At 37.2% G+C, this 22,157-nt stretch carries 26 protein-coding genes and 3 pseudogenes; all 29 read right to left on the bottom strand.

All coding sequences use genetic code 11. The features are described from left to right. Positions 1-88: 88 nt before the first annotated feature. Positions 89-1,018: a tagatose-6-phosphate kinase gene (locus ADF68_RS02420; protein WP_049548493.1), complete on the bottom strand. Its 930-nt coding sequence runs from the start codon at positions 1,016-1,018 to the stop codon at positions 89-91. Between the two features lie 10 nt (positions 1,019-1,028). Further along, the gene (lacB, locus tag ADF68_RS02415; RefSeq protein ID WP_001216925.1) at positions 1,029-1,544 is read right to left on the bottom strand and encodes a galactose-6-phosphate isomerase subunit LacB; all 516 of its coding nucleotides are present in this window, start codon (positions 1,542-1,544) and stop codon (positions 1,029-1,031) included. 30 nt (positions 1,545-1,574) lie between these two features. Continuing rightward, positions 1,575-2,000, bottom strand: a complete 426-nt coding sequence (gene lacA / locus ADF68_RS02410; protein WP_000029277.1) for a galactose-6-phosphate isomerase subunit LacA — start codon at positions 1,998-2,000, stop codon at positions 1,575-1,577. Positions 2,001-2,257: 257 nt separating this feature from the next. Continuing rightward, positions 2,258-3,166, bottom strand: a complete 909-nt coding sequence (locus ADF68_RS10345; protein ID WP_075230882.1) for an aldose 1-epimerase family protein — start codon at positions 3,164-3,166, stop codon at positions 2,258-2,260. An 88-nt stretch (positions 3,167-3,254) separates the two neighbouring features. Next, positions 3,255-4,730, bottom strand: coding sequence for a PTS galactitol transporter subunit IIC (locus tag ADF68_RS02400; RefSeq protein ID WP_049548492.1), 1,476 nt, complete (start codon positions 4,728-4,730; stop codon positions 3,255-3,257). 44 nt (positions 4,731-4,774) lie between these two features. Further along, positions 4,775-5,080, bottom strand: coding sequence for a PTS sugar transporter subunit IIB (locus tag ADF68_RS02395; protein ID WP_000590576.1), 306 nt, complete (start codon positions 5,078-5,080; stop codon positions 4,775-4,777). Between the two features lie 39 nt (positions 5,081-5,119). Beyond that, a complete protein-coding gene (locus tag ADF68_RS02390) occupies positions 5,120-5,596 on the bottom strand; it encodes a PTS sugar transporter subunit IIA (protein WP_049548491.1) in 477 nt (158 codons plus the stop codon). 210 nt (positions 5,597-5,806) lie between these two features. Further along, positions 5,807-6,244: pseudogene (locus ADF68_RS11375) on the bottom strand (hypothetical protein); the annotation flags it as partial. Positions 6,245-6,859: 615 nt separating this feature from the next. Then, positions 6,860-7,100, bottom strand: a pseudogene (locus ADF68_RS10330) (hypothetical protein); the annotation flags it as partial. A 299-nt stretch (positions 7,101-7,399) separates the two neighbouring features. Further along, positions 7,400-9,223, bottom strand: a complete 1,824-nt coding sequence (lepA, locus tag ADF68_RS02380) for a translation elongation factor 4 (protein WP_001047207.1) — start codon at positions 9,221-9,223, stop codon at positions 7,400-7,402. Positions 9,224-9,301: 78 nt separating this feature from the next. Then, entirely contained in the window at positions 9,302-10,030 is a 729-nt protein-coding gene (locus tag ADF68_RS02375; RefSeq protein WP_049548489.1) for a metallophosphoesterase family protein, read from the bottom strand. Further along, positions 10,031-11,698 carry a DNA repair protein RecN gene (gene recN, locus ADF68_RS02370; RefSeq protein WP_049548488.1) on the bottom strand — a complete coding sequence of 556 codons (1,668 nt, stop codon included), beginning with the start codon at positions 11,696-11,698 and terminating at the stop codon, positions 10,031-10,033. It lies immediately after the preceding gene. A 6-nt stretch (positions 11,699-11,704) separates the two neighbouring features. Continuing rightward, positions 11,705-12,136 carry an arginine repressor gene (locus tag ADF68_RS02365; RefSeq protein WP_049548487.1) on the bottom strand — a complete coding sequence of 144 codons (432 nt, stop codon included), beginning with the start codon at positions 12,134-12,136 and terminating at the stop codon, positions 11,705-11,707. Then, on the bottom strand, positions 12,129-12,944 hold the full coding sequence (locus tag ADF68_RS02360; RefSeq protein WP_049548486.1) for a TlyA family RNA methyltransferase: 816 nt from the start codon (positions 12,942-12,944) through the stop codon (positions 12,129-12,131). The genes ADF68_RS02365 and ADF68_RS02360 overlap by 8 nt, the downstream gene beginning before the upstream one ends. Beyond that, positions 12,937-13,812 (bottom strand): polyprenyl synthetase family protein, encoded by an 876-nt coding sequence (locus tag ADF68_RS02355; RefSeq protein ID WP_049548485.1) that lies wholly within the window; start codon positions 13,810-13,812, stop codon positions 12,937-12,939. The genes ADF68_RS02360 and ADF68_RS02355 overlap by 8 nt, the downstream gene beginning before the upstream one ends. Next, positions 13,809-14,021: an exodeoxyribonuclease VII small subunit gene (locus tag ADF68_RS02350; protein ID WP_049548484.1), complete on the bottom strand. Its 213-nt coding sequence runs from the start codon at positions 14,019-14,021 to the stop codon at positions 13,809-13,811. The genes ADF68_RS02355 and ADF68_RS02350 overlap by 4 nt, the downstream gene beginning before the upstream one ends. Beyond that, positions 13,999-15,339 carry an exodeoxyribonuclease VII large subunit gene (gene xseA, locus ADF68_RS02345; RefSeq protein WP_049548483.1) on the bottom strand — a complete coding sequence of 447 codons (1,341 nt, stop codon included), beginning with the start codon at positions 15,337-15,339 and terminating at the stop codon, positions 13,999-14,001. Before xseA ends, ADF68_RS02350 begins: the two co-directional genes overlap by 23 nt. A 596-nt stretch (positions 15,340-15,935) precedes the next feature. Continuing rightward, entirely contained in the window at positions 15,936-16,262 is a 327-nt protein-coding gene (locus tag ADF68_RS02340) for a hypothetical protein (protein WP_049548482.1), read from the bottom strand. Then, entirely contained in the window at positions 16,255-16,710 is a 456-nt protein-coding gene (locus ADF68_RS02335) for a Panacea domain-containing protein (RefSeq protein ID WP_049548481.1), read from the bottom strand. Before ADF68_RS02335 ends, ADF68_RS02340 begins: the two co-directional genes overlap by 8 nt. A gap of 255 nt (positions 16,711-16,965) precedes the next feature. Further along, positions 16,966-17,511: a hypothetical protein gene (locus tag ADF68_RS02330; protein ID WP_049548480.1), complete on the bottom strand. Its 546-nt coding sequence runs from the start codon at positions 17,509-17,511 to the stop codon at positions 16,966-16,968. A 47-nt stretch (positions 17,512-17,558) separates the two neighbouring features. Next, positions 17,559-17,969: a hypothetical protein gene (locus tag ADF68_RS02325; protein ID WP_049548479.1), complete on the bottom strand. Its 411-nt coding sequence runs from the start codon at positions 17,967-17,969 to the stop codon at positions 17,559-17,561. Between the two features lie 17 nt (positions 17,970-17,986). Beyond that, positions 17,987-18,364 carry a hypothetical protein gene (locus ADF68_RS02320; RefSeq protein WP_080979363.1) on the bottom strand — a complete coding sequence of 126 codons (378 nt, stop codon included), beginning with the start codon at positions 18,362-18,364 and terminating at the stop codon, positions 17,987-17,989. After that, entirely contained in the window at positions 18,306-18,734 is a 429-nt protein-coding gene (locus tag ADF68_RS02315) for a hypothetical protein (protein ID WP_049548478.1), read from the bottom strand. The genes ADF68_RS02320 and ADF68_RS02315 overlap by 59 nt, the downstream gene beginning before the upstream one ends. A gap of 45 nt (positions 18,735-18,779) precedes the next feature. Further along, entirely contained in the window at positions 18,780-19,391 is a 612-nt protein-coding gene (locus ADF68_RS02310; protein WP_065426683.1) for a hypothetical protein, read from the bottom strand. Between the two features lie 91 nt (positions 19,392-19,482). Beyond that, complete coding sequence (locus ADF68_RS11185) at positions 19,483-19,656, bottom strand: hypothetical protein (protein ID WP_186823193.1); 174 nt, start codon at positions 19,654-19,656, stop codon at positions 19,483-19,485. Positions 19,657-19,901: 245 nt separating this feature from the next. Next, positions 19,902-20,753 carry a DnaA ATPase domain-containing protein gene (locus tag ADF68_RS02305; protein ID WP_049548477.1) on the bottom strand — a complete coding sequence of 284 codons (852 nt, stop codon included), beginning with the start codon at positions 20,751-20,753 and terminating at the stop codon, positions 19,902-19,904. A gap of 11 nt (positions 20,754-20,764) precedes the next feature. Then, complete coding sequence (locus ADF68_RS02300; protein WP_049548476.1) at positions 20,765-21,622, bottom strand: phage replisome organizer N-terminal domain-containing protein; 858 nt, start codon at positions 21,620-21,622, stop codon at positions 20,765-20,767. Between the two features lie 74 nt (positions 21,623-21,696). After that, positions 21,697-21,909 carry a hypothetical protein gene (locus ADF68_RS02295; RefSeq protein WP_049548475.1) on the bottom strand — a complete coding sequence of 71 codons (213 nt, stop codon included), beginning with the start codon at positions 21,907-21,909 and terminating at the stop codon, positions 21,697-21,699. Positions 21,910-22,016: 107 nt separating this feature from the next. Beyond that, a pseudogene (locus tag ADF68_RS11675) lies at positions 22,017-22,151 on the bottom strand (BOW99_gp33 family protein); the annotation flags it as partial. Positions 22,152-22,157: the final 6 nt, after the last annotated feature.

Genomic DNA, 22,157 nt, shown 5'->3' with positions numbered 1-22,157 from the left:
ACGTTGGTCAAAAGCAAGAGCTGAGATGATACCATTCTCATCAGAGAGTTTTTGCATACAAGCGCGTTTATTTTCTGTGAAAACCATTTTATACCTCTTTTACAATTAATTGGTCATAGAGACCTTGATAGTTGGCCATATTGACATGACCGGTCATTTTTTCTTGAGCATTAAGCATACCAAGGACATTTGCCTTTATCAACAGTTCTTGATCCGTTTCTTTATGGAAAAGACCTGAAGCAATACCTGCCACTGTAGAATCGCCAGAACCTACTGGATTTACTACTTGAATTCTTGGAATATCTACTTTGTAGAAAGTGTTACCGTGTTTAGCGAATGCTCCGTTAGCACCTAAGGAAACGATAATCCACTCGATTCCTTCAAATAGGGGTTCTTGAAGAACAGCTTTTAGCTCATCCAAATCTTTAGAAATTTCTCTTCTTAAAAGTTGAGATAATTCTTCATTATTTGGTTTGATGACTGTTGGTTTATGTGAAGACTCAAGAACTGCCTGAAGTGCAGCGCCTGAACAGTCCAAAACAACAGGCTTACCAGCTTGATTAGCAAGTTCTACCAAGCTCGCATAGTAATCAACTGGAAGACCAGCTGGCAGACTACCTGAAATGGCTACTACCTCTACAGTCTCTAAAAGTTCTTTGAAATGAGCCAAGAAATCTTGACCTTCTTTTTCTTGAACTTCAGGACCTTTTTCTAGGATTTCTGTTTGGTTTTCTCCATGTAGAATTGCGATACAGTTACGGGTTTCACCTTGAATAGAGAAGAAACGTTTGCTTACTTTATCATCAATATTTTCTACTAAAAAATCACCAAGTTTACCACCGACAAGTCCTGTTGCGACTACAGAGTCACCAAATTCTGATAGGACCCGAGTAACGTTAAGACCTTTACCACCAGCCGTTTTCGTAACATCAACAACACGGTTGACAGTGTCAATTTTTAATTCATCCAAAGGATAGGAAATATCAATGGATGGGTTCATTGTGACTGTTAAAATCATAAGTCACCTCTTAGTCGTGGTATTCACCACGATCCCATTTTTCAAGGAATTCTGTAAAGAAGTTGGCATCCGTTTGATGGTCGTTATGAGTTTCAACGTGTTGGATTTTAGCGATCAATTTTTTGTTTTCTTCAGATGGTTTGTATTCAGCATTGATGAAAGCTTCAATGATATCACACATGAGCAACTCACCAGTGATTTTACCACCAAATCCGATAACGTTGGCATTCAATTGTTCTTTTGCATATAAAGCTGTTGTCATATCGCGAACCAAAGCAGAACGAACACCTGGAACCTTGTTAACAGCGTTATTGATACCTACACCAGTACCACAGATACATACACCAAGATCAGCTTGGCCACTAACTACTGCTTCACCAACTTTTTTACCAAAAATTGGGTAGTGTGTACGAGCGTGGTCATAAGTACCAAAGTCGATGACTTCATGTCCTTTTGATTTCAAAAATTCTGAAACCGCCATTTTTTCATTTGTTACGATGTGGTCACATCCAATTGCAATTCTCATTTTTATCTTACCTTTCTTTCAATATAAAAATTAGCACATTTTGTTCAACATATCGACCCTAATTTGGTGACGTCCGCCATCGTATTTACCGTTAACAAATCCTTTAGCGATGTTTTTAGCCAATTCATCACCAACAAGTTGTGCACCCATAGTAATCATACGTGAGTTGTTGTGGCCACGAGTCATATAAGCTGAACGTTCGTCAGATACTTCTGCAGCAACCATTCCTTTAATCTTAGTTGCGACCATAAATGGACCAGCTCCATAAGCATCAATCACGATACCAAGGTTTTGTTCTTCTTTGTTTACTTCTGCAGCAACAGCAAGAGTCACATCAACAAAGTCTTGACCTTCAGCTGTAACATCCACAACGTGGAAGTTTTCTTTTTCCAAGAAGTCTTTCACAACTTCTTTCAATCTCAAACCTGCAGCATCTGCACCAATAACAATAGACATATTGTATACTCCTTTTTTATAATAGACCAGTAAAAATTTTTTGGTTCTGGAAAGAAAATGACCATCACCAAATAGTTACTAGTAGTTTTGTTGACTATTTTAGATTAAGAATGAATCATCTATTCACTCTTAGTAACTTCTCCTTGGAGAAATTGGAAGAATAACTTGTCAAAACAAACACAAATTGTTCTTTCTAAACATAATATACTACTATTGTTTTAAAAAGTCAACAGTTTATGTTTGTTTTTGTTTATTTTTTAGAAAATTTCTATATCAAAACCAATTTGATCACTTTGAGCTGGATTTAAGATTCGAACATTTTTCTTATCTTCTAGATGATCGCCCTCTTCGAGTGAAGTTGACAAACCTGACCAAGGTTCCAGAGCAAGGAAAGGACCTTTATTAAGCGTTGACCAAACGATGAGGTTTGGAAACTCTTCAAAGTCCAGTTTTAATCCCTTATCATGCTTACGTGACCGTAAGGAAACAGAGCGAGAGGTTAATTCATCTAAAGTCACAGCATCATAGCTAAAGAAATCATAGTTTAGATCCAATTCCTTTTGAGCTTTTAGCCAGTCACTTCTATCTTGAAAATCCAACATCCCTGTTTCTGGGAATGGTTTTGGAACCGTGCAAGTTTCAGATTTTTCAAATTCAAGATAGTAATCTTCATAGGCTTCATCATCAAATAAAGGACAGTTAAAACCAGGATGTCCACCAATAAAGTATGGCATTTTTTTATCTGTTTCCTTATTAGTAACTTGATACTGAGTATGGATTGTCTTTCCAGTAACTGTATAAGTTATTTCTAAGCGAAAATGATAAGGATAATTTTCATACATTTCTTGGTCATCTTCAATAGCAAAAGTAACCGAGTTATCCGTTTGATCCACTAATTCAAAATCTTTTTTCCGTACAAGACCATGACGTGGGATTTTACCTTTTACTTGACTACCATCTTCTTGATCATATAGGACAGTATCATTTCTAACAGATCCACAAATTGGAAATAGAACAGGTGCTTGACCGCTCCAGTAAGTTGGATCTCCTTGCCACAAGTACTCAATTCCATCCTTGTCTTTTATTGAGGTAAGAGCACCTCCAAAGGTCTGAAATTGTACATTTAACTGTTCTGATTGTAATTCAATCACTAGGGTTACCTCCATTAATTTTTTCCCTAAAAAAACTAGATTGCCGACTCCATACTTGGAAACTGACAACCTAGTTTTTACAATTTACATTTTTAGGAGCGAATTATTTTGCATTTGCTGCATATTCTTCATTACGTTTGATCATTTGTTTTCTGTACCAAGCAAAGATACCGATATAGAAAGCAAGGAATACTACAGCACCAAGGATTGCTTTGATATCACCTGTTGTAGTGTTACCAATTGTCCAACCAAGAAGTTTTTCGATTGGTCCTTCAAGTGTTGAGTGAGTAATGAGCTGAGTTTGGCTTACACCTTCTGGGAAGGCACCGACACCTTTAGCAAGTTCTGTTGCAAATGGTGCGATAAGTGTACCTGAAAGAAGGAAGAGTGGCAACAAGAGTGTTCCAAAGATAATCATACGGAGCAATTTACCACGAGTAACTACCAAGAGAGCTGGAGTTACACCCATAGCGATGATACCAGCAAGTGGCAAGATACCATTTCCTACTTTAGAAAGAAGCACAGCTTCGATCAACATGATTGGTGCAAGTACGTTAGCACAAGCCCAGATTTCAGCACGACCAGCTACGAATGGCCAGTCAAGACCGATGTTGAATTTACGTCCTTGAAGACGTTTAGTAGCAACGTTTGTAATACCTTGTGAAAGTGGTTCTACGGCTGCGATGAACCATGAACCGATCAATGAGAAGAGCTCCAAGCAGACACCGGCAGTCAAACCAAGTGACAACCAACCTTTAATTACATATTCCCATTTTTCAGCCCCTTCAACACCTGCAACCGGATGTGGAGTACCCATCAAACCGATAACGATACCAAGGATGAAACCGATGAAGAATTTAGATCCCCAGAAACCGATTCTCTTGTTCAATTTAGCAGCGTCAAAGTCGTATTTATCAAGACCTGGGAAGAGTTTATCAAAAATCTTATCCAAAACCATGATAACTGGGTTCATCATGTAGTTCATGTGAGTTGAAGTCATTGGTGATGAACTTGGTGCGTTAAGAAGGTCATCAAATGTTGGTTTCATCAAGTCAGAGTTGATAATTTTAAGAACCCCAACAAGGACAACTGCTGCAGTCGCGATGAAGAGTGAAACTCCTTGGCTAACTCCATTGTTGTCAGCGTACCATTTAATCAAAAGACCTGTGATAGACAAGTGCCAGATATCAAAGATATCGACGTCAAGTGTATCAGTTTTCTTCATTGCAAGCATGACAATGTTGACGATCAACATCACAAGCAAGAAGTAAAGTGTCCAAGCTGAACCCCAAGTGATTGTAGCAAGTGGTGCCCAACCAACGTCGGTGATGTTCAATTGAATACCAGTATTTTCAACGAATTTTGCAAGTGATGCTGAGAAAGCACCATTTAACATACCGATGATAGCACCGATACCAGTAAGAGCGATGGCAAGTTTGATACCACCTTCAAGCGCTTTGGAGAATTTCACTCCAAAAAGTAGAGCCAATAGTGTCAAAATGATCAGCATGATGATCGGTCCACCCATTTCCAAGATAGGTTTGAACAGCTTATTGGCTAGTTCGATAATGATATCCATAATTTTCCTCCCTTTATTTTTATGGAATATTTACAAATTAATAATTAGCTTAGACCATGTTCTTTGATAGCTGCTTCAATATTATCATAGACTGGAGCGCTCATAGCTGGAATACGGAACAAGATTGGTCCTGCTTCAACAACTGGAATACCTGGTTCAAAACCTAAATCAGTAGCAGCGATTGGTGTGAAGATATCATAACCTTTAATCAAGTCTTCATTGACATCTTTTACCATAACGGCATCACATTGAACATCGTACCCACGGTTAGAAAGTTCTTCTTCAAGAGCACTTTTAATTTGGTGGCTTGAGTTAACACCTGCACCACAAGCAGCAAGAATTTTAATCATTTGGATTTCCTCCGTTTTTATATAAAAATTATTAACAAATTAAGCAGTCGCTTCTGAGATATATTGGAACAAGGCTTCAGGTTCCTTAATCTTAGACAGCGCTTCAAGATGACCATTGCCTGTAAAGAAGTCCATCAACTGTGCAAGAATATTTGTTTGACTTGAGCTTGAATTGTTGATGATAAAGAACAACAATGAAACTTCTACTTCCTTATCAGGGGCAATCATATTGTGGAATGTTACTGGTTTTTCCAGACGAACCACGACAACATTTTCAGTTAGATTATGAATGGTATCAGTATGAGGGATAGCTACGTTAGGCAAATCCTTCCCTAAAAACTCCATATCTAAACCAGTTGGGAACGATTTTTCACGTTCAATCAAGGCCGATCGATAGGTATCTGTAACAACTTTCTTTTCTTCCAATAGGGTTGCAACTTGATCGAAAAGTTGCTCTTGATTATCTGCTTCTAAGCAAAAGACTAAGTCTTTGTCAAAGAAATGATCTAATCCCATGACCTTCTCCCTTCATATTTAACTTTTATGGTACAAGTATAACATTATATGAAACCGTTGTCAATGTTTTTTGTTGTATTTTGTTCGATTTTTATTGTTTACGTTTTAAACATTTGCTAATTTCAAACATATTTTTTATAAATTTCTTAATAAGTAAAACAAAAAACAGGAATGACTCCTGTTTTCACGATTTTAACTCTTTTTATTGGTCTAACTTTCTTCCACCATAGGAAGGATATTTTTTAATACCTCTGGAAGACCTTCAAGAGAAACATATCTAAACTTACCATCATCGGATTTAAAAAACCAGATAATTAAATATTTACCATTCTTAGCAATACAGTTTACTACTTAGGCCTCATAGCCACCGATAGTTGATTTTGACCCCCATACCTTGGAGAAGTCTTGACTTTTCTGTTTAGATTCATAAATGCTAGTTGAAATTTGAACAGTTTCAAGCGCTGCGTATTCGCTTTCACTAATAGCAAACTGCTCAGGTTTAAAGGTATTGAGAGTTACAATGTTGACATCCGTGCCATCACAGTACTGAATGTCATCTCCACCTTCAATTTCTTTGAAATGAACCCATGATTTAGGAATTTTTACATAACCATAATCATCTGAACATACTATTTGAGTTTCTTCTGTCTGGCTAGATAAGAAAGGCGATGATTAAGTGCCACTGGTCCGGACGTGGTTCGCAACCACGCAAAAAAAGCCTCAGCATTCGCACTGCTGGTGCTTTTCCATTGCTCATGGCTTAGAAAACTATCACTTTTTCTCAGAATCCGTATAACACATTTACGGAGCAGGTGCAAGAAAATGCGTTTTTTGAGAGGTTCTGACTAAAAATACGTCTATTTATTTTTTATTGTTTTTTATTGTAAAGTAGACCCAACCGAATGAACATAGGTTGTAAAAAGCAAATGAAAAAATTGCGAGGATAATAGCTTCTGTGTCTAAATAACCCATTTCGAGACCTCTTTTCAACAACAACAAGCCTGTAGTTTCGACAACGATCAAAAATAAAAATACATAAAAAATTTTCGCCTTAAGCATATTGTTACCGCCTTCTTTTTATTTGGTTTTATTGTATAATAAAAATTTACAAAAATCAAAAAATCATGACCATCCGTTAAACGGGTGGTTTGTACTAGGTCTATAAGTCCAAATTACCAGCCAGCGCCTAAAGACGCTGGCTTACACGTTGTTCAAGCCTTATTGCTCTTGACTCGTCACTTGCCTCTTAAAGACGCTTGAGTATTACTTACCACTTTCCCTAAAGGGATCCTCATATTCTTTTACACTTAATTTATCTAGTGCTATATCATCTTTACTCGTTCTCAAAGTTTTATACTCGTGAAGAAATCATCCACTGGATAATTTCTTTAATCTTGGATATATTTCCTTATTGTGGCTTCATTGTGGCTTCATTGTGGCCAACTGTACTCACATAATATCCCTCTGCCCCAAAATGTCGATTTCCAAACTTATATAATTGATTGAAATAAGATATGAACAAAGAGATTAGGAAAGTCAAATCAATTTCTAAAAATGTTTTAGAATCTATAGTGTGCTATTCTAAGTTCAATCCGCTATACTTGAGGTTGGCGCGTTTGTCAAACATTAAGAAAAGAGGCTGGGCAAAAAGTCTTTAAAATCAGAAAAACGCATAATATCAGGTGTTGAAAACCTTGATACTATGCGTTATATTTTTTTCATTTTCGGAGAAAATTGACTTTTTGCCCAGCCACTTAAAAAATCATTATTTTATATTTATCTTATTTTTTCTTGAGATCTCAACTATTCTTCATCCATACTCAAGACGCTGAGGAAGGCTTCCTGAGGCACTTCTACAGAACCGATGGCTTTCATGCGTTTCTTACCAGCTTTTTGTTTTTCGAGAAGTTTACGTTTACGTGAAACGTCACCACCATAACACTTGGCAAGAACGTTCTTACGAAGGGCCTTGATATCTGTACGAGCCACAATCTTATGTCCAATTGCTGCTTGGATTGGCACCTCAAATTGTTGACGAGGAATGATTTTCTTGAGCTTATCAACGATGAGTTTTCCACGTTCGTAGGCAAAGTCCTTGTGAACGATAAAGCTAAGAGCATCCACCTTGTCTCCATTGAGAAGGATGTCCATTTTGACCAGCTTAGATGGACGATACTCTGACAATTCGTAGTCAAAGCTAGCGTAACCACGTGTCGAAGACTTAAGCTTATCAAAGAAGTCGAAGACGATTTCAGCCAGTGGAATTTGATAGATAACATTGACACGATTGTCATCAATATAGTCCATCGTCACAAAGTCACCACGCTTACGCTGAGCCAATTCCATTACTGCTCCGACGAACTCCTGTGGTACCATGATTTGCGCTTTAACATAAGGCTCTTCAATGGTCGCAATCTTAGTTGGGTCTGGGAACTCAGATGGGTTAGACACATCCATAGACTCGCCGTCTGTCAGATTGACTTTATAGATAACAGACGGAGCTGTCATGATGAGGTCGATGTTGAATTCACGCTCTAAACGTTCTTGGATTACATCCATATGGAGAAGTCCAAGGAAACCACAACGGAAACCAAATCCAAGTGCCTGAGATGTTTCTGGTTCAAACTGAAGACTAGCATCATTCAGTTGCAATTTTTCAAGTGCTTCACGTAGGTCATTGTACTTGTTTGACTCAATTGGATAGAGACCCGCAAAGACCATAGGATTCATCTGCTTGTAGCCATGTAAGGGCTCTGCCGCAGGATTGGTTGCCAAGGTAACGGTATCACCCACACGAGTGTCCTGAACCGTCTTGATAGAAGCTGCAATATAACCAACGTCACCAGTCGCAAGGAAATCACGACCAACTGCTTTTGGTGTAAAAATACCGACTTCGGTCACATCAAAGGTCTTACCATTGCTCATGAGCTGAATCTTATCACCAGGTTTGACCACTCCGTCCATGACACGCACTTGGAGGATAACCCCACGGTAAGCATCGTAAACTGAGTCGAAAATCAAGGCCTTAAGTGGCGCCGTCACATCACCCGTTGGTGCTGGCACTTTTTCCACGATTTGCTCGAGAATTTCTTCGATACCAATACCAGCTTTAGCTGATGCTAAGACTGCTTCGCTGGCATCCAAACCAATGACATCTTCAATCTCTGTACGCACGCGCTCAGGATCTGCAGCTGGTAGGTCAATTTTGTTAATGACTGGCATGATTTCCAAATCATTGTCCAAGGCTAGATACACATTGGCAAGGGTTTGAGCCTCAATACCTTGAGCGGCATCGACCACCAAAATCGCTCCCTCACAGGCAGCTAGCGAACGTGAAACTTCATAGGTAAAGTCCACGTGCCCCGGCGTGTCAATCAAATGGAAAATATAAGTTTCCCCATCTTTTGCAGTATAATTCAGCTCGATGGCATTCAACTTAATGGTAATCCCACGTTCCCGTTCTAGATCCATGCTATCCAAAAGCTGAGCTTGCATTTCACGACTTGAAACCGTCTCTGTCTTTTCCAAAATGCGATCTGCTAGGGTTGACTTCCCATGGTCAATATGAGCAATAATAGAGAAGTTACGGATCTTCTCCTGTCGTTTTTTCAATTCTTCTAAGTTCATGATTCTCTTCCTTTCAGGGTATCTATTTATTATAAATTGTTTTTAACATTTTGACAAGACCATACCCTGCTAGGAGTACTAATCTTCAGCAACAAAGCCGTCATTTTCGATAAAGTGGTGTTCTGTCATTCCTCGATCTGTAAAGACAATCCCGTGAAGGACACCACCATAGACAGCTCCTCCGTCCATCCCAATCTTACCATCTTCTGTAGTCCAAAGCTCAGCTGTACCACGCTCTTGCTGTAACAAGCCATAAACTGGTGTGTGACCAAAGACAATGGTTTTCCCAGTATGATTTTCGGCTTCGTGGAATGGTTTTCTGAGCCATACCTTCTTATAATCGGTAGTATCATGCCAATCATCCAAAGTCAAATCAATACCGGCATGAACAAAGATATACTTATCTGTTTCAATGACAAAAGGCATCTGACGGATAAACTCCACTAAGTCTGCTGCTTCTGTCTCAACACGCTTTGCATCTGCTACTCCATCTACTGGTGCATCTAGTGGACGGCCTAAAATGGAATTAATGGTTGTATCCCCACCATTTCTACGGTAGTGATCGTAACTCTCTTCTGGATTGTCTAACCAAGTTAAAAACATATACTCGTGGTTCCCAGATAAGCAGATAGCACCTTGGTTATCAACCAAATCCTTGACCATTTCAAGAACACGGCGGCTATCTTCTCCTCTATCAATCAAATCTCCAAGAAAGAGCAATTGAGTCTCGCCATCCCATGTTTTAAGTAAGTCTTCTAACATTCCAGCTTTTCCGTGGACATCACCAATTACATAATAGTCTGTCATTTATTTCTCCTTACTTTGTAATAATTCTCTCGCTTGATTCAATGCTGCTTCCGTCACATTCTCCCCAGCCAACATCTTAGCGACTTCTTCAATTCTTTCTTCAACTGTCAGCAAGCGAACTGTTGAAACGGTCGAATATTCATTGCTAATCTTTTCGATGAAGAACTGATAATCTGCAATCGCAATAACTTGAGGAAGGTGAGAAATAGCTAATACTTGACCGTGCTGTCCAATTTTGTGAATTTTTTGTGCGATGGCTTGAGCTACACGACCTGAAACTCCCGTATCTACTTCATCAAAGACAATGCTAGTCTTGCCTTCTTTTCGAGAAAAGGCAGACTTAATGGCTAGCATGAGACGAGACAACTCTCCACCAGAAGCTACTTTTACTAAAGGTTTAAAATCTTCTCCAGGATTGGTTGAAATGTAAAACTCAACACTCTCATTACCTTCACGACTGAATTTTCCTTGACTAAAACGAACTTGAAATTGTGCTTTCTCCATGTAAAGGTCTTGCAATTCTTGCTTGATTTCAGCTTCTAAGTCCTGCGCTATTTTATGGCGAGCCTGAGCAACTTGACCTGCTAGGTCCACAAGATTTTTTTCAAGTTTCTTGAGTTCGATTTCCATATCTTCAGAAGATAGATTATTTCCTGTTAGAAGATTGTATTCGTCTGTAATCTTGGCAAAGTATTCAAGGACATCATCTACACTACTACCATACTTACGGGTAATGGTATGAATCAAATCTAGTCGACTTTCAACCTGCATCAGACGATTACCATCAAAATCTAAATCATCGATAATGGATTCCAATCGCTTGGTTATATCTTCTAGAACATAATAGGATTCAGAAAGGGAGCTTGAAATCTCACGATACTCTGGATCAAACTCTTCAAGACTTTCCATATCATTCATGGCCGAACGAACATTTGCAAGGCTTGAAAATTCTTCATTATCAAGCATACTATAAGCATTTGTTAAAGTATCGGCAATATGTTTATGGTTCAGTAGTTTGTCTCTTTCTTGATTAAGGACAATATCTTCACCAGTTTTCAAATTAGCTGCTTCAATCTCAGCAATCTGAAATTCCAACATTTCAATACGAGCCTTGTGTTCCTGCTGATTTTTTTTGATGTCAAGCACTTGCTTACGCATACGGCGATAGTTATCAAAGCTCATCTGATAGGCTTCTTTTAATTCAAAGAAAGAAGTGTCCCCAAACTCATCCAACATCTGGATATGTCGATGTGGGCGCATTAACTCCTCTTGGTCATGTTGACCATGGATATCAACTAGCTGTTGACCAATCGTCCTTAATACTGAAAGATTAACCATCTGTCCATTGACACGACTGATGCTCCGACCGTTTTGTAAAATTTCGCGACGAATAATGATTTCATCACTCAATTCTAATCCTTGTTCATCAAAAATTTCTTCTAGCGCGCGAGTACTTTCAATTGAAAAAAGACCTTCAATTTCTGCTTTGGGAGCCCCATGACGAATAACCTCTGTTGTAGCTCGAGCTCCTAACATCATATTCATAGCATCAATAATGATTGATTTACCCGCACCTGTTTCACCAGTTAAAACTGTCATCCCTTGTTCAAAATTCAGAGAAATTGATTCGATGATAGCAAAATTTTTAATCGAAATTTCCAGTAACATATAATCCTACCAATTTTTAACTTGCTCAAAAATATCTTTGGCTGTTTCTTCACTTCTCAATACCATCAAGATGGAATTATCATCAGCAATACAGCTAAAAATTTGGTCAGAAAAAACAGTCAACAACTGACTCTTGACGAAAACAGTATTCCCTGGAATAACTTGCAAATTGATCATATTCCCCATGCGTTCAGCATGAATAATATTGTTTTCTGCCAATTGCAAGCTTCTAACGATTGATTTTGGTAATTCATAAATGTAAGTATTGTCTTTCAATGGAATTTTTACAATACCTAATTCTTTAATATCTCGGGAGACTGTTGCTTGAGTAGCAGAGATACCAGCTTCTCTCAAGTGTTCAACGATTTCTTCCTGTGTGCCGATTTGATAATCTGTAACAAATCTTCTAATCTTCTCAAGTCGCTCTTTTTTATTCATCTTTAAATTCTCTATGTGCTTTCTCCACTATTTTTTCTATTTCAGAAGTAACCTGATTGATTGCGTGATCTTCTTTTCGCAAATAGGCTAAAAACTCGATATTCCCATGACCACCTTGAATAGGAGAATAGTCCAATCCTAAGACTGAAAATCCTTCATCAACTGCCATTTTAGTAACTGATTCTAAAACATTTTGGTGAACCTTGGCATCTCTGATAATTCCATTTTTACCAATCTGTTCTCGACCAGCCTCAAATTGAGGCTTAACTAGAGCCACAACCTGACCTTGATCGGCTAAAATACGGTGTAAGGCTGGCAAAATAAGGCCTAGAGAAATAAAACTGACATCGATACTTGCGAAACTTGGTTCCTGATTAAAGTCGGTCTTTTCAGCATAACGGAAATTAAACTGCTCCATACTGACAACACGAGGGTCTTGGCGTAATTTCCATGCCAGTTGGTTAGTACCAACATCAACTGCAAAAACTTGTTTAGCACCATTTTGCAACATGACATCCGTAAAACCTCCAGTTGAAGCTCCGATATCAATGGTCGTTTGTCCCTCAACTGATAGATCAAAAATATCTAGCGCCTTCTCAAGTTTCAAGCCACCACGACTGACATACTTAAGTTTCTCGCCCTTGAGTTTCAACTCTGTATCGTCAGGAATTTTTTCTCCTGGTTTATCAAATCGTTCGCCATTTATAACAGCGACTACCAAACCAGCCATAACACCTCGTTTGGCTTGTTCTCTCGTTTCAAATAAACCTTGTTTGTAAGCTAATACATCTACTCTTTCCTTAGCCATTGATTCTCAAACTTTCTACTATTTTCACAATTGGTTCTTTGTCAAAGATCACAACCTGGCTAATCTCTTCAAGTTTCGCATTAGCTTGATCCAAGGTTTGATTGCAAAACGCTATCGCCTGGTCTAATCCCAACAATGCAGGATAGGTTGACTTCTCGGCTTGCAAATCTTTCTGGGGTGTTTTGCCGATTTCCTCAAAGCTAGCGGTAACATCAAGCACATCATCTCTCACTTGGAAAGCAAGCCCAATCAACTCGCCAACTTTTTTAAGCTGCTTCTGAAGTTTTTCATCCAATCCAGCAATGATACCAGCCGCTTGGAAAGGAAAGGCTAAAAGTTTACCAGTCTTATTAGCATGGATAGTCTGAAGTTCCTCTAAATTCAAATGTTTTCCTTCGCCTTCCATATCTAAAACTTGTCCAGCCACCATCCCCATACTTCCAGAAGCAAGTGATAAATTAGCTATTAAATCAACCTTTGTTTGACTCGGCAAATCAGCTTGAGCAATTAAAGCATAGGGATCCAAAAAAAGCGCATCCCCTGCTAAAATAGCTAGAGCTTCACCATACACCTTATGGTTGGTCAAACGCCCCCGACGAAAATCATCATTATCCATAGCAGGTAGATCATCATGAATCAAACTACCTGTGTGAATCATTTCTAGTGCCGCTGCAACTTGAGCATGGGCTGGTGCGATAGACACTTGCAAAGACTCCAAAACTTCTAGAAGTAGATATGGGCGAATCCTTTTACCACCTGCATGTATGGAATAAAGAACGGCTTCTCTCAAGTTTGATGCAAATTGTTGGTCTCCATAAAAGTCTTCAAGAGCTGACTCGACCAAAGCTAATTTTTCTTGCTTGTTCATAGAAGTTCGCTTTCTGTTCCATCTTCTTGCATGACTTTAACCAAGGTCTTTTCTGCTTTATCAAGTGTTGCTTGCAATTCTTTTGAAAGAACCATTCCTTTTTGAAAAGCAGAAATAGCATCTTCTAAAGCAATTTCACCATTTTCTAAGCTTTGAACAATAGTCTCAAGCTCTGCTAGATTTTCCTCAAATTTCTTTTGTTTTGACATCTTTAACCTCTAATTCTACCTGACCGTCCCGCATCAACAGTGATACTTGGTCATTTTCTTTCAAATCTTTCGCAGAAGCCACTACAACTTCTCCTTTTTTGACAATTGCAAAACCTCTGGCTACAATTCGACTAGTATCTAGCATAAGGAGAGCTTCTGATAGGCGTTTTACTTCTGCTACTTTTGCATCATAGGTCACAGCCATCTGGCTACGCATTAGTTTTTGCAGTTGGAAAATACGATCCTGATAACGCTGGATTTTGATGATTGGTGATAATTGTTCCAAACGGTGGATTTGTTCTTGAACCTTTTGTTGATTTCGAACCAATTCAGCATTCAGTCCTTGCTTCAGTCGTAGCTGTAACTGATCCAAGCGTTGTAGATAACCGTCATATAAACGCTCTGGTTGTCTGAAGATGACCGATTGACTGAGGATTCTCAAAGCTTCTTGTTTCTTTGATAAAGTATGTTTAACAGCTGTAGTCATCCGCTTCTCTTGATTCTGAAGATAGGTCAATAGGTCTAACTTTGTTACTGGTGTAGCGAGTTCAGCAGCAGCTGTCGGCGTTGCCGCTCTCTTATCAGCTACAAAATCAGCCAGAGTGACATCCGTTTCATGACCTACACTCGAAATAATCGGTAAACGAGATTCAAAAATTGCTCGAACTACAATTTCTTCGTTAAAGGCCCAAAGATCTTCAATGGATCCACCACCACGGCCGATAATCAGAACATCTAAGTCATCTCGTTCATTGGCTCTAGCAATGTTACGAGCAATCTCCTCTGCAGCACCCTCACCTTGAACTTTAGTAGGATATAGGACAATTTCCACACCAGGGAAACGTCTACTGACTGTAGTGATGATATCTTGGATAACAGCACCACTTCGACTGGTCACCACACCTATTTTTTTTGAAAATTGTGGTAAAGATTGTTTAAAGTGTTCTTGAAAAAGACCTTCTTCTGCCAGTTTCTTCTTAAGCTGTTCAAATTGGATAGCCAATGCACCAACACCATCTGGTTCAGCTTTTTCAATAATAATCGAATAGCTTCCGCTTGGTTCATAGACTTGAACACGACCAACTACATTGATCTTCATACCTTCTTCCAGTTCAAAACCTAAACGTTGGTAGACCCCCGACCAAATGGTTGCCTGAATAACTGCTCGGTCATCCTTAAGAGAAAAATACTGATGGGTTGGACGCTTACGGAAGTTAGAGACTTGACCAGTTAAATAGACCCGTTCCAAATAGGGGTCTTTATCGAATTTCATTTTTAAATACTTGGTCAAAGTTGTAACCGATAAATACTTTTCCATCTCTACCTCCTTCTTTTCTCTAGTTTTTCCTGGGTATTATTATACCAAAAATATGCTTAAAAATCTTGAATTTCCACCTAGAATAGTGAAAATACAGGGAATTTATGTGTGAAATAATTTCTTAATATTTTTGCCCCCTGAACAGAAAAAAAGCCCTTCGGATAAAATCCGAGGGGCTTAAAACGTTGTTAAATCAACGGCCGAACTTTTGAGATTCAAGGTTCGGGATAAAATAGTTCACTGAACTATTTTATTTTTTCAAGTTATCTTCCTATTATTAGATACTAAAAAATAGGCCTAAGCCTACTCTAAATCTAACTTGATTTCTGCAAAAACAACTAATTTTGAATAAGTTGAGAAAACATAAAGGGTAACAAAAAGGAACTTAAAATGATGAGTTCAGCAGGCAAGAATCAGCACGGTCAAACGTGCTTTTTTTGTCAAGTATTATAGCCATCCTATGCTAACTCTCAGTGTAATTTGTTCAATACTTGTAAAATATAATAAAACTCTTTATTGCCTCACTTAATTCATTAGCAATAAACAAACAGTGATTTCACATCACTGTTTGTCTTAAAAATAAGTTTAGAATTATCCTACTTGTCTGATTCGTTAGCATTTTTTCCAAAAAGATAACCTGTCAGTGAAAAAATTAATACTTTAATAACTTCTATAGCATTACTTGCTATATCAGATATTTTCCCACCATGAACAAAAGTTTCAAAAAAATAAATTAGCATTATCAATACAAGACAAATTATAAGTAGATAGTGTCCTTTAATTGTATTATAAGTGTCCTTATTAATTTTTCTTTCAAGTATACTTGTTGTTGCAAATTTATCATTTGCTTCTTTTTGTTGTTGTGAAAACTTAGTATTAGGAACATCAATTTCTGTTGTTAATTTATTTACTTCGTTAGGCAATATAAGGCTCCTCTTGGAATATGTTACAGTCCTCTAAATATGGTTCATCATTTATATTAGCTTTGTACCACGCAGTTCCTTGCTGATGTGTCATCTCAGATAATCTTATACCATCAATCATTCCATAAGTTTTCCAAACATTATCAAAAATCTTTTTCACTACTGAACCTGCAGGGAGAGCAATAGTACTATACTTGTTATTTTCAAAATAGTAAAATTCTTTGATGTGATTTGCACGATATTTTTTAAATACGTTATAAACGCTTCTAAGAACAGGACCATACTGCCAAGTTTCAAAACGTTCGTCAAAAAGTTTTTCTTGCGTTTCTTTTAAATAATCTTTGTAGAAAATATAGATCAATTTCTGTAACTTCATCGGCGTAATATCAATATCTTCGGACTTTGCTCTATCAAGAAACGTATTTGCTACATCTAAAGCTGAAATCATTTTATATCTCCTCCTTTGATTAGATCAAAATACTCAACAAAGAGATCGATGTTCTCTATAATCAATTTTTGTTCAATGAGTACATTAAAAAATTAAAATATCCTCACTATAATTATATCACACTACACATGTTTTTTTTCTTTTTCAATGTTGATTTTTATAATAATTTCTCAATTATTATAGTTGCCAATAAAACAATATTTAATAATCAGATTTACAAGGCAAGAAACTAGCACGGTCAAACGTGCTTTTTTATTAAAAAAAATCATTATCACTATGATCAAACCATTTTCTTTTTCTAGCTCTAGATAGCTCCATATAAAGCGAAAATTCTCCGATTGTGAATACACTATATAAGCAAATTATAAATTTCTCTAACCAATTCATTTCTTCAATGTACTGTTTAAAGCAAATATAACAATAATGTTCTTGTAACGGCTCTAATGCTTTTACTCGTTCAATATCATTATCAGCATATTTTTCATTTATTTCATGATAACGTTTTGAAAAATAAGGATCATGTTCAATTTCGTCATAAAATATTGCCATTGCAAGATCTAACGAACTAATATAATACCCCTCTATCAGTGCTCGTCTAGAAAAAACAATTAATGCTATGAATGCAGCTATTAAAGCGAGCACCCCTCCGACCATATCCCAAAATTCAGAGGCATAAAAATTTCCAGAGATTAGATAGTTAAAGCCAAAAAGAATAACCACAAAAAGAATTATCCAAAATAAACCTTTAGCGATAAAATCCGTTCCAAATGATCTACGTTCCCATTTTTGCTTAATCTTCAAATTTATCTCCTTTTTTTGAAGTTTATTATATTTTATCATACAATCAACTAGATATCTACCAAGTCATGATACGCTCCCATATTCGGTAAAGGCACAACACTAAAATACAAATCAGAATATATCTCAAACCATTTATTCAGCTTGTTATAGGCTGGCGACTGACTAACAAATAATATCCGTTGACAAGCTCCGATAACATTCATGTGATTATACACATAGACCTCTTTAATGGCCGTTAAAATATCGTCTTCACTTGTCTGTACCCTAATATCTGTTATCTGCTTAATCGTAGCGTATTTTTTATAAGCTAGCATATCTTTATTTTTAGCAGCATCAAACATTTTACGCTCAAGGACACTATACTTAGGATTTTCTTTATCTCTCATGAAATACCACTTGAGCCATAAAATTTTTTCTCTGTGAATTACTGAAATACGCTCAATTTTCTTCTTTGGCATGATTACCTCCTAAATTATCAATCTAATAGCTTTAACCACTCACTTTTTGAGATTGTTGTATAAGGTTCATCTAGCGCGTGATATAAAGGTTCTAAACCTTTGTTAAATCGGATATAGTCCATTTTATCCTCATGCGTTGGAAAATATAAAATTCCTGTTTCATCTTCATTTAGACTACGGTTACACCAATCATCAACGATAACCTGCACTTCCCATTCACGCCACTTTTTAAGGTTTTCTAAAAGTTCAATATCACTAAACAACTCACCATCAACTTGGAAAAATTCTCCCAAATCATCGTTACCCTCGATGATGATAACTTCAGGCGTATTTCTACTACTTAATAATTCCTTGAGTTCTTGTAACTCTTTGATCTCCTTTAGATACTTCCTCAATTTCTAACCTCAATTCTTCAATTTGTCTTACTACTCCAAAAATTTCATGAGTTTTATATGATTGTTCAAGTATAGCTTTTGCTGCTTGAGTTCTTATAAAAGGGTTAATCTTGGCATCCATCATAATATCATTGAGTACAGAAACAGCATTGGATGAGGCTAGATATAGCATCTGTGTAGTTTTATCCATCATCTCATCTTGTTTTAGTCTCAATGTCTTTTTAACAGCTGCAACTTTTAGATACTTATGCCCTGTTGCCCTTGACACCCCTGCTTTTTGGCACGCTTTATCTATCGTTGGCTCAGTAAGCATGGCATCTATGAATTTTATTTGCTTGGATGTAAGGCCATCATTTTCATTTCCTGCCATCTATTACCTCCTTGTTATCAAAATAAAGGGTTCCCCCTTTATTTCTTATGCTAGATATTTACGCAATTCTTCATCCAGCGACTCAATATTGCTTTCAACAATCATCTCATGTTGCATTAAATCAATCTTATCACCGTTGATATATAAACCATCATGGAAGTAATTAATTTTCCTAGTAAAGAAAATGATTAATTTTTCAAGAAGATTTTGTTGTTTGAATTGATCTATATCGATTTCAATATAGGCAAGAGTAGTATCGTTTCTGATAATATCCTCTAGCTTTCTAATTGCTAAAGGTTTATTCTTATACTTTTCTAGATATTCTTTCATTTCTACTGCTGTTGATTTAATACTAGAAAACAAAGTTAAGTCAGCTACATCATCCGCTGTAATAGATTCTTCTTTTGATTTAATGTTTGCTAATTCAATATTTTTCTCCTTTTCTAGTTGTTGATAAAGCATTTGAGCGGTATTGTGCGAATAATTTTCCGCATCTTTTTTATATTTCAAAAGCGTTTCTTCTGCATACACTTTTCCGATTAACTGTTTATGTAATTTGTCTTGAAAATCTTCCTGCATTGCAATATAACCACGCATATATTCTAATTTTTTCTTCCCAAATGCTTGAATGTCATTTTTAATTGTTGTAAGTGTCATGTTATCCTCCTTATGACAAAAAATAAAAGAGGTATGACAAAAGAGTGTTAAACTCAATTATCATACCTCTGGTTTTTCCAGTCAGTATTTATTAACATTGTTCTCCGTTGGTCACTTCTTTATAAACTATCTGCCCATCTTGAGCTTTTAGCTTAATACTGCCATGTTCTGGAATTTCAATGTACTTTATTATACCATTTTTTGAGTATAAAACAAAGCCTTTCTCCATCATTTCTAATAATTTATTATCCTTGTTTTCAGTCATGAATTTCTCCTTTATTTTAATTTATTATAATCTGAATATCTCTAGTCTATTGATTTGACTAGGTTTTTAAGGTTCGTGTTATAAAATACTACCCTTTTTGTGTACCCAATAGTTGTTTTTCGTCATTGATTAAATTACCATGCTTGATTAGTTTGGCCAAGGAAAGCATAGTAATTTTTTTAAGAGGGTGATTTCTCACCCCAGGAAAAGTATCTAGTTTTGTTTAGGTTTGTAAGAAAATTACTTCAGTTTAACTGCTTTACTTTGTTTTTTAACTGATTAATTGAGTATCGCTTATCCTTGATCGTGAATGACTTGAAAAAGTTACCCTCTAGGCCAGTTCTGACACGGCTGGCCACTCGATCACTATACAAGCTAGCAATCTCTGAGCTACTTAGATTTGTAGTAATAATGGTTTTATCTCGATTACTGAGAATATCAAAAATAAACCCTTCTTCCCAAACTGATTTACCTTTACTACTAGCGTTGTCCGATTTTATACCTAAATCATCAAGTACCAGGTAATCAACCTCTTTCAGCATTCTTGAGTAGTGCCCCTCTAGACTAGTAGGAGCGTTAAAGCTCTCTCGAACTCGTCTAAGGATTTCTGTTAGATTGACAAATAACACGCTTTTAAGCTCTCCTTTGGCCTTGTAGCCCTCGTTTATAGCCTTAGCAATGGCAACGCTTAAATGGCTTTTCCCTATGCCTGTAGAACCTGTAAATAGGGTATTCCCTGTCATACCGTCCAGGTATTTATCTACCTGATCCCTAGCAAATGCTAATAGTTGCTTTTCCTCGGCTGTCTCAGCTATGAAATTCTCAAAGCTAGCCTCTTTAAGTTCTCTAGGGATCGTACTGTCTCGCATAAGCACATTATAGGTTTTTAGGTAGGTCTCAGCATTTAGGCTATTATTAACTCCCTCTTGCTCTTGCCTTTCTATTAGTCCCTTTGTGCATTCAGGACAAAACTCATGTATACTTCGTTCCTTACTGCCTCTTATTGGCGTTGATATTTGCCAATAATTGACCTTGTGAACTTCACATACCTTATCACTAATTTTTCTGTTGTTATATTGCTCAAATTTATTTTCCATTGCTCATCCTCCTAAAATGGGTTTTCTTCTGTTCGTGTTTTTAGCCATTCTTCACGGCTAATAGGTTCTGCTTGATGTTGGAGATGCTTTTTAGTTTCATAAGCCTCTTTATCTTTCTTGACTTGCTCGACTGTTCTAAGTCCTTGCCCCTGCCATCTTTCAAGAATTGAACGTGTATATCTGATAGACTTTCCAGCATTTAAGATAGTTTCATCGAGGGCATAGATTAACAACGCTTGACCATGAATCTCTAGTAGATCCTCAACCTCTGCTATCATTGTCCCATTAACCGACATTTCACCAAAAGCTTGTTTGAGTTTTTCAAAGATTAGATTTTTGCCACCGCCAGCACCAACATTTTTTGAGGCGTTAGCCTCTTTTTGCTCTAGCTCTAGCTGTAGCTCTATCTCTTTCTCTATATCTATCTCTATCTCTGTCTTACATGTAGTTAACAATGTAAGATTGTCAGATGACATTGTAAAATTTTCCTTTTGTTCTCGTTGCTGTTTCCGATATTCTCGCATGTATGCTGCTTGGTTGGTTTCCTGCTGTACCAAGGCTTTAGCCTGTGGTAGTTCTGCGTTTTTATCTTCATCAATTTGTATTAGACCACACTTAGTAAAGTATGCCATGGTCATATCTATATCATCTTCCGATACATCTAATTTTAGGGCTAGCTCTTCCTTGAGATTGTCAAAGTAGCCCTCATAGTATAAAATACAGTCACTTTCCAAGCTCTCTAGCATAAGCCTAATATAAATGACTGTCATGGTGTACCCGCCAGGTACCGTCTTTAGCCTCTTGATAAAAATATTATCAAAAAATTTCTTATCAATTTTTAGCCAGAAATAGACTTTTGTTTTTGCCATTGTCCTCTCCCTTGCTCATTTATAATTCTCTAACTTGATGAGTTTTAATACTCTCTTGTGATTATCTGTTAAACTCATTCAATGCCTCCCCATACATTGATCCCTGTAAGCTGAATATATCGCCCATAATCAGGGCTTAAATCCTCGCTAGGTGTTTCCATCTGTTTGCTTTCTCGCTCAAATTGGGCGCTTTTTTGACGGTCTCGGTGGTTTAGATAAAGCAGCAAGCCAATCAATACCACGGAAAAGATAACCGCCTGTGTATTGGTTAAATCTAGCTCATTCATTTCATTGCCTCCTCAAACTGCTCTATAAGATTACCTCTCCTATCCTCTCCTATGCACCCTTTTGGTATATCAATGGTTGCAGACTGGTTGCCATTTTTTCGCATCTCCTCCATTCTACGCTCATTTACTTTTCTAAAAAGTGCATATACTGGGTTATCGTCAGGGATAACATATCCAGCAATACTATCTCTTTTTGTCCCGTCTGCCATCGTATGAGTTACGGTATAATGTTCTTTTACCATTCGCTT

It is taken from the genome of Streptococcus pseudopneumoniae (assembly GCF_001068775.1).
Taxonomy (GTDB): domain Bacteria; phylum Bacillota; class Bacilli; order Lactobacillales; family Streptococcaceae; genus Streptococcus; species Streptococcus pseudopneumoniae_N.
Note: the sequence above shows the minus strand (reverse complement) of the source record. Positions and strands in the feature narration are given on the sequence as shown.

Coding starts and splice junctions, on each gene's coding strand:
- ADF68_RS02420 (WP_049548493.1), bottom strand. CDS start 1,018: ATGATTTTAACAGTCACAATGAACCCATCCATTGATATTTCCTATCCT.
- lacB (WP_001216925.1), bottom strand. CDS start 1,544: ATGAGAATTGCAATTGGATGTGACCACATCGTAACAAATGAAAAAATG.
- lacA (WP_000029277.1), bottom strand. CDS start 2,000: ATGTCTATTGTTATTGGTGCAGATGCTGCAGGTTTGAGATTGAAAGAA.
- ADF68_RS10345 (WP_075230882.1), bottom strand. CDS start 3,166: ATGGAGGTAACCCTAGTGATTGAATTACAATCAGAACAGTTAAATGTA.
- ADF68_RS02400 (WP_049548492.1), bottom strand. CDS start 4,730: ATGGATATCATTATCGAACTAGCCAATAAGCTGTTCAAACCTATCTTG.
- ADF68_RS02395 (WP_000590576.1), bottom strand. CDS start 5,080: ATGATTAAAATTCTTGCTGCTTGTGGTGCAGGTGTTAACTCAAGCCAC.
- ADF68_RS02390 (WP_049548491.1), bottom strand. CDS start 5,596: ATGGGATTAGATCATTTCTTTGACAAAGACTTAGTCTTTTGCTTAGAA.
- lepA (WP_001047207.1), bottom strand. CDS start 9,223: ATGAACTTAGAAGAATTGAAAAAACGACAGGAGAAGATCCGTAACTTC.
- ADF68_RS02375 (WP_049548489.1), bottom strand. CDS start 10,030: ATGACAGACTATTATGTAATTGGTGATGTCCACGGAAAAGCTGGAATG.
- recN (WP_049548488.1), bottom strand. CDS start 11,698: ATGTTACTGGAAATTTCGATTAAAAATTTTGCTATCATCGAATCAATT.
- ADF68_RS02365 (WP_049548487.1), bottom strand. CDS start 12,136: ATGAATAAAAAAGAGCGACTTGAGAAGATTAGAAGATTTGTTACAGAT.
- ADF68_RS02360 (WP_049548486.1), bottom strand. CDS start 12,944: ATGGCTAAGGAAAGAGTAGATGTATTAGCTTACAAACAAGGTTTATTT.
- ADF68_RS02355 (WP_049548485.1), bottom strand. CDS start 13,812: ATGAACAAGCAAGAAAAATTAGCTTTGGTCGAGTCAGCTCTTGAAGAC.
- ADF68_RS02350 (WP_049548484.1), bottom strand. CDS start 14,021: ATGTCAAAACAAAAGAAATTTGAGGAAAATCTAGCAGAGCTTGAGACT.
- xseA (WP_049548483.1), bottom strand. CDS start 15,339: ATGGAAAAGTATTTATCGGTTACAACTTTGACCAAGTATTTAAAAATG.
- ADF68_RS02335 (WP_049548481.1), bottom strand. CDS start 16,710: ATGATTTCAGCTTTAGATGTAGCAAATACGTTTCTTGATAGAGCAAAG.
- ADF68_RS02325 (WP_049548479.1), bottom strand. CDS start 17,969: ATGCCAAAGAAGAAAATTGAGCGTATTTCAGTAATTCACAGAGAAAAA.
- ADF68_RS02315 (WP_049548478.1), bottom strand. CDS start 18,734: ATGGCAGGAAATGAAAATGATGGCCTTACATCCAAGCAAATAAAATTC.
- ADF68_RS02310 (WP_065426683.1), bottom strand. CDS start 19,391: ATGACACTTACAACAATTAAAAATGACATTCAAGCATTTGGGAAGAAA.
- ADF68_RS11185 (WP_186823193.1), bottom strand. CDS start 19,656: ATGACTGAAAACAAGGATAATAAATTATTAGAAATGATGGAGAAAGGC.
- ADF68_RS02305 (WP_049548477.1), bottom strand. CDS start 20,753: ATGGAAAATAAATTTGAGCAATATAACAACAGAAAAATTAGTGATAAG.
- ADF68_RS02300 (WP_049548476.1), bottom strand. CDS start 21,622: ATGGCAAAAACAAAAGTCTATTTCTGGCTAAAAATTGATAAGAAATTT.
- ADF68_RS02295 (WP_049548475.1), bottom strand. CDS start 21,909: ATGAATGAGCTAGATTTAACCAATACACAGGCGGTTATCTTTTCCGTG.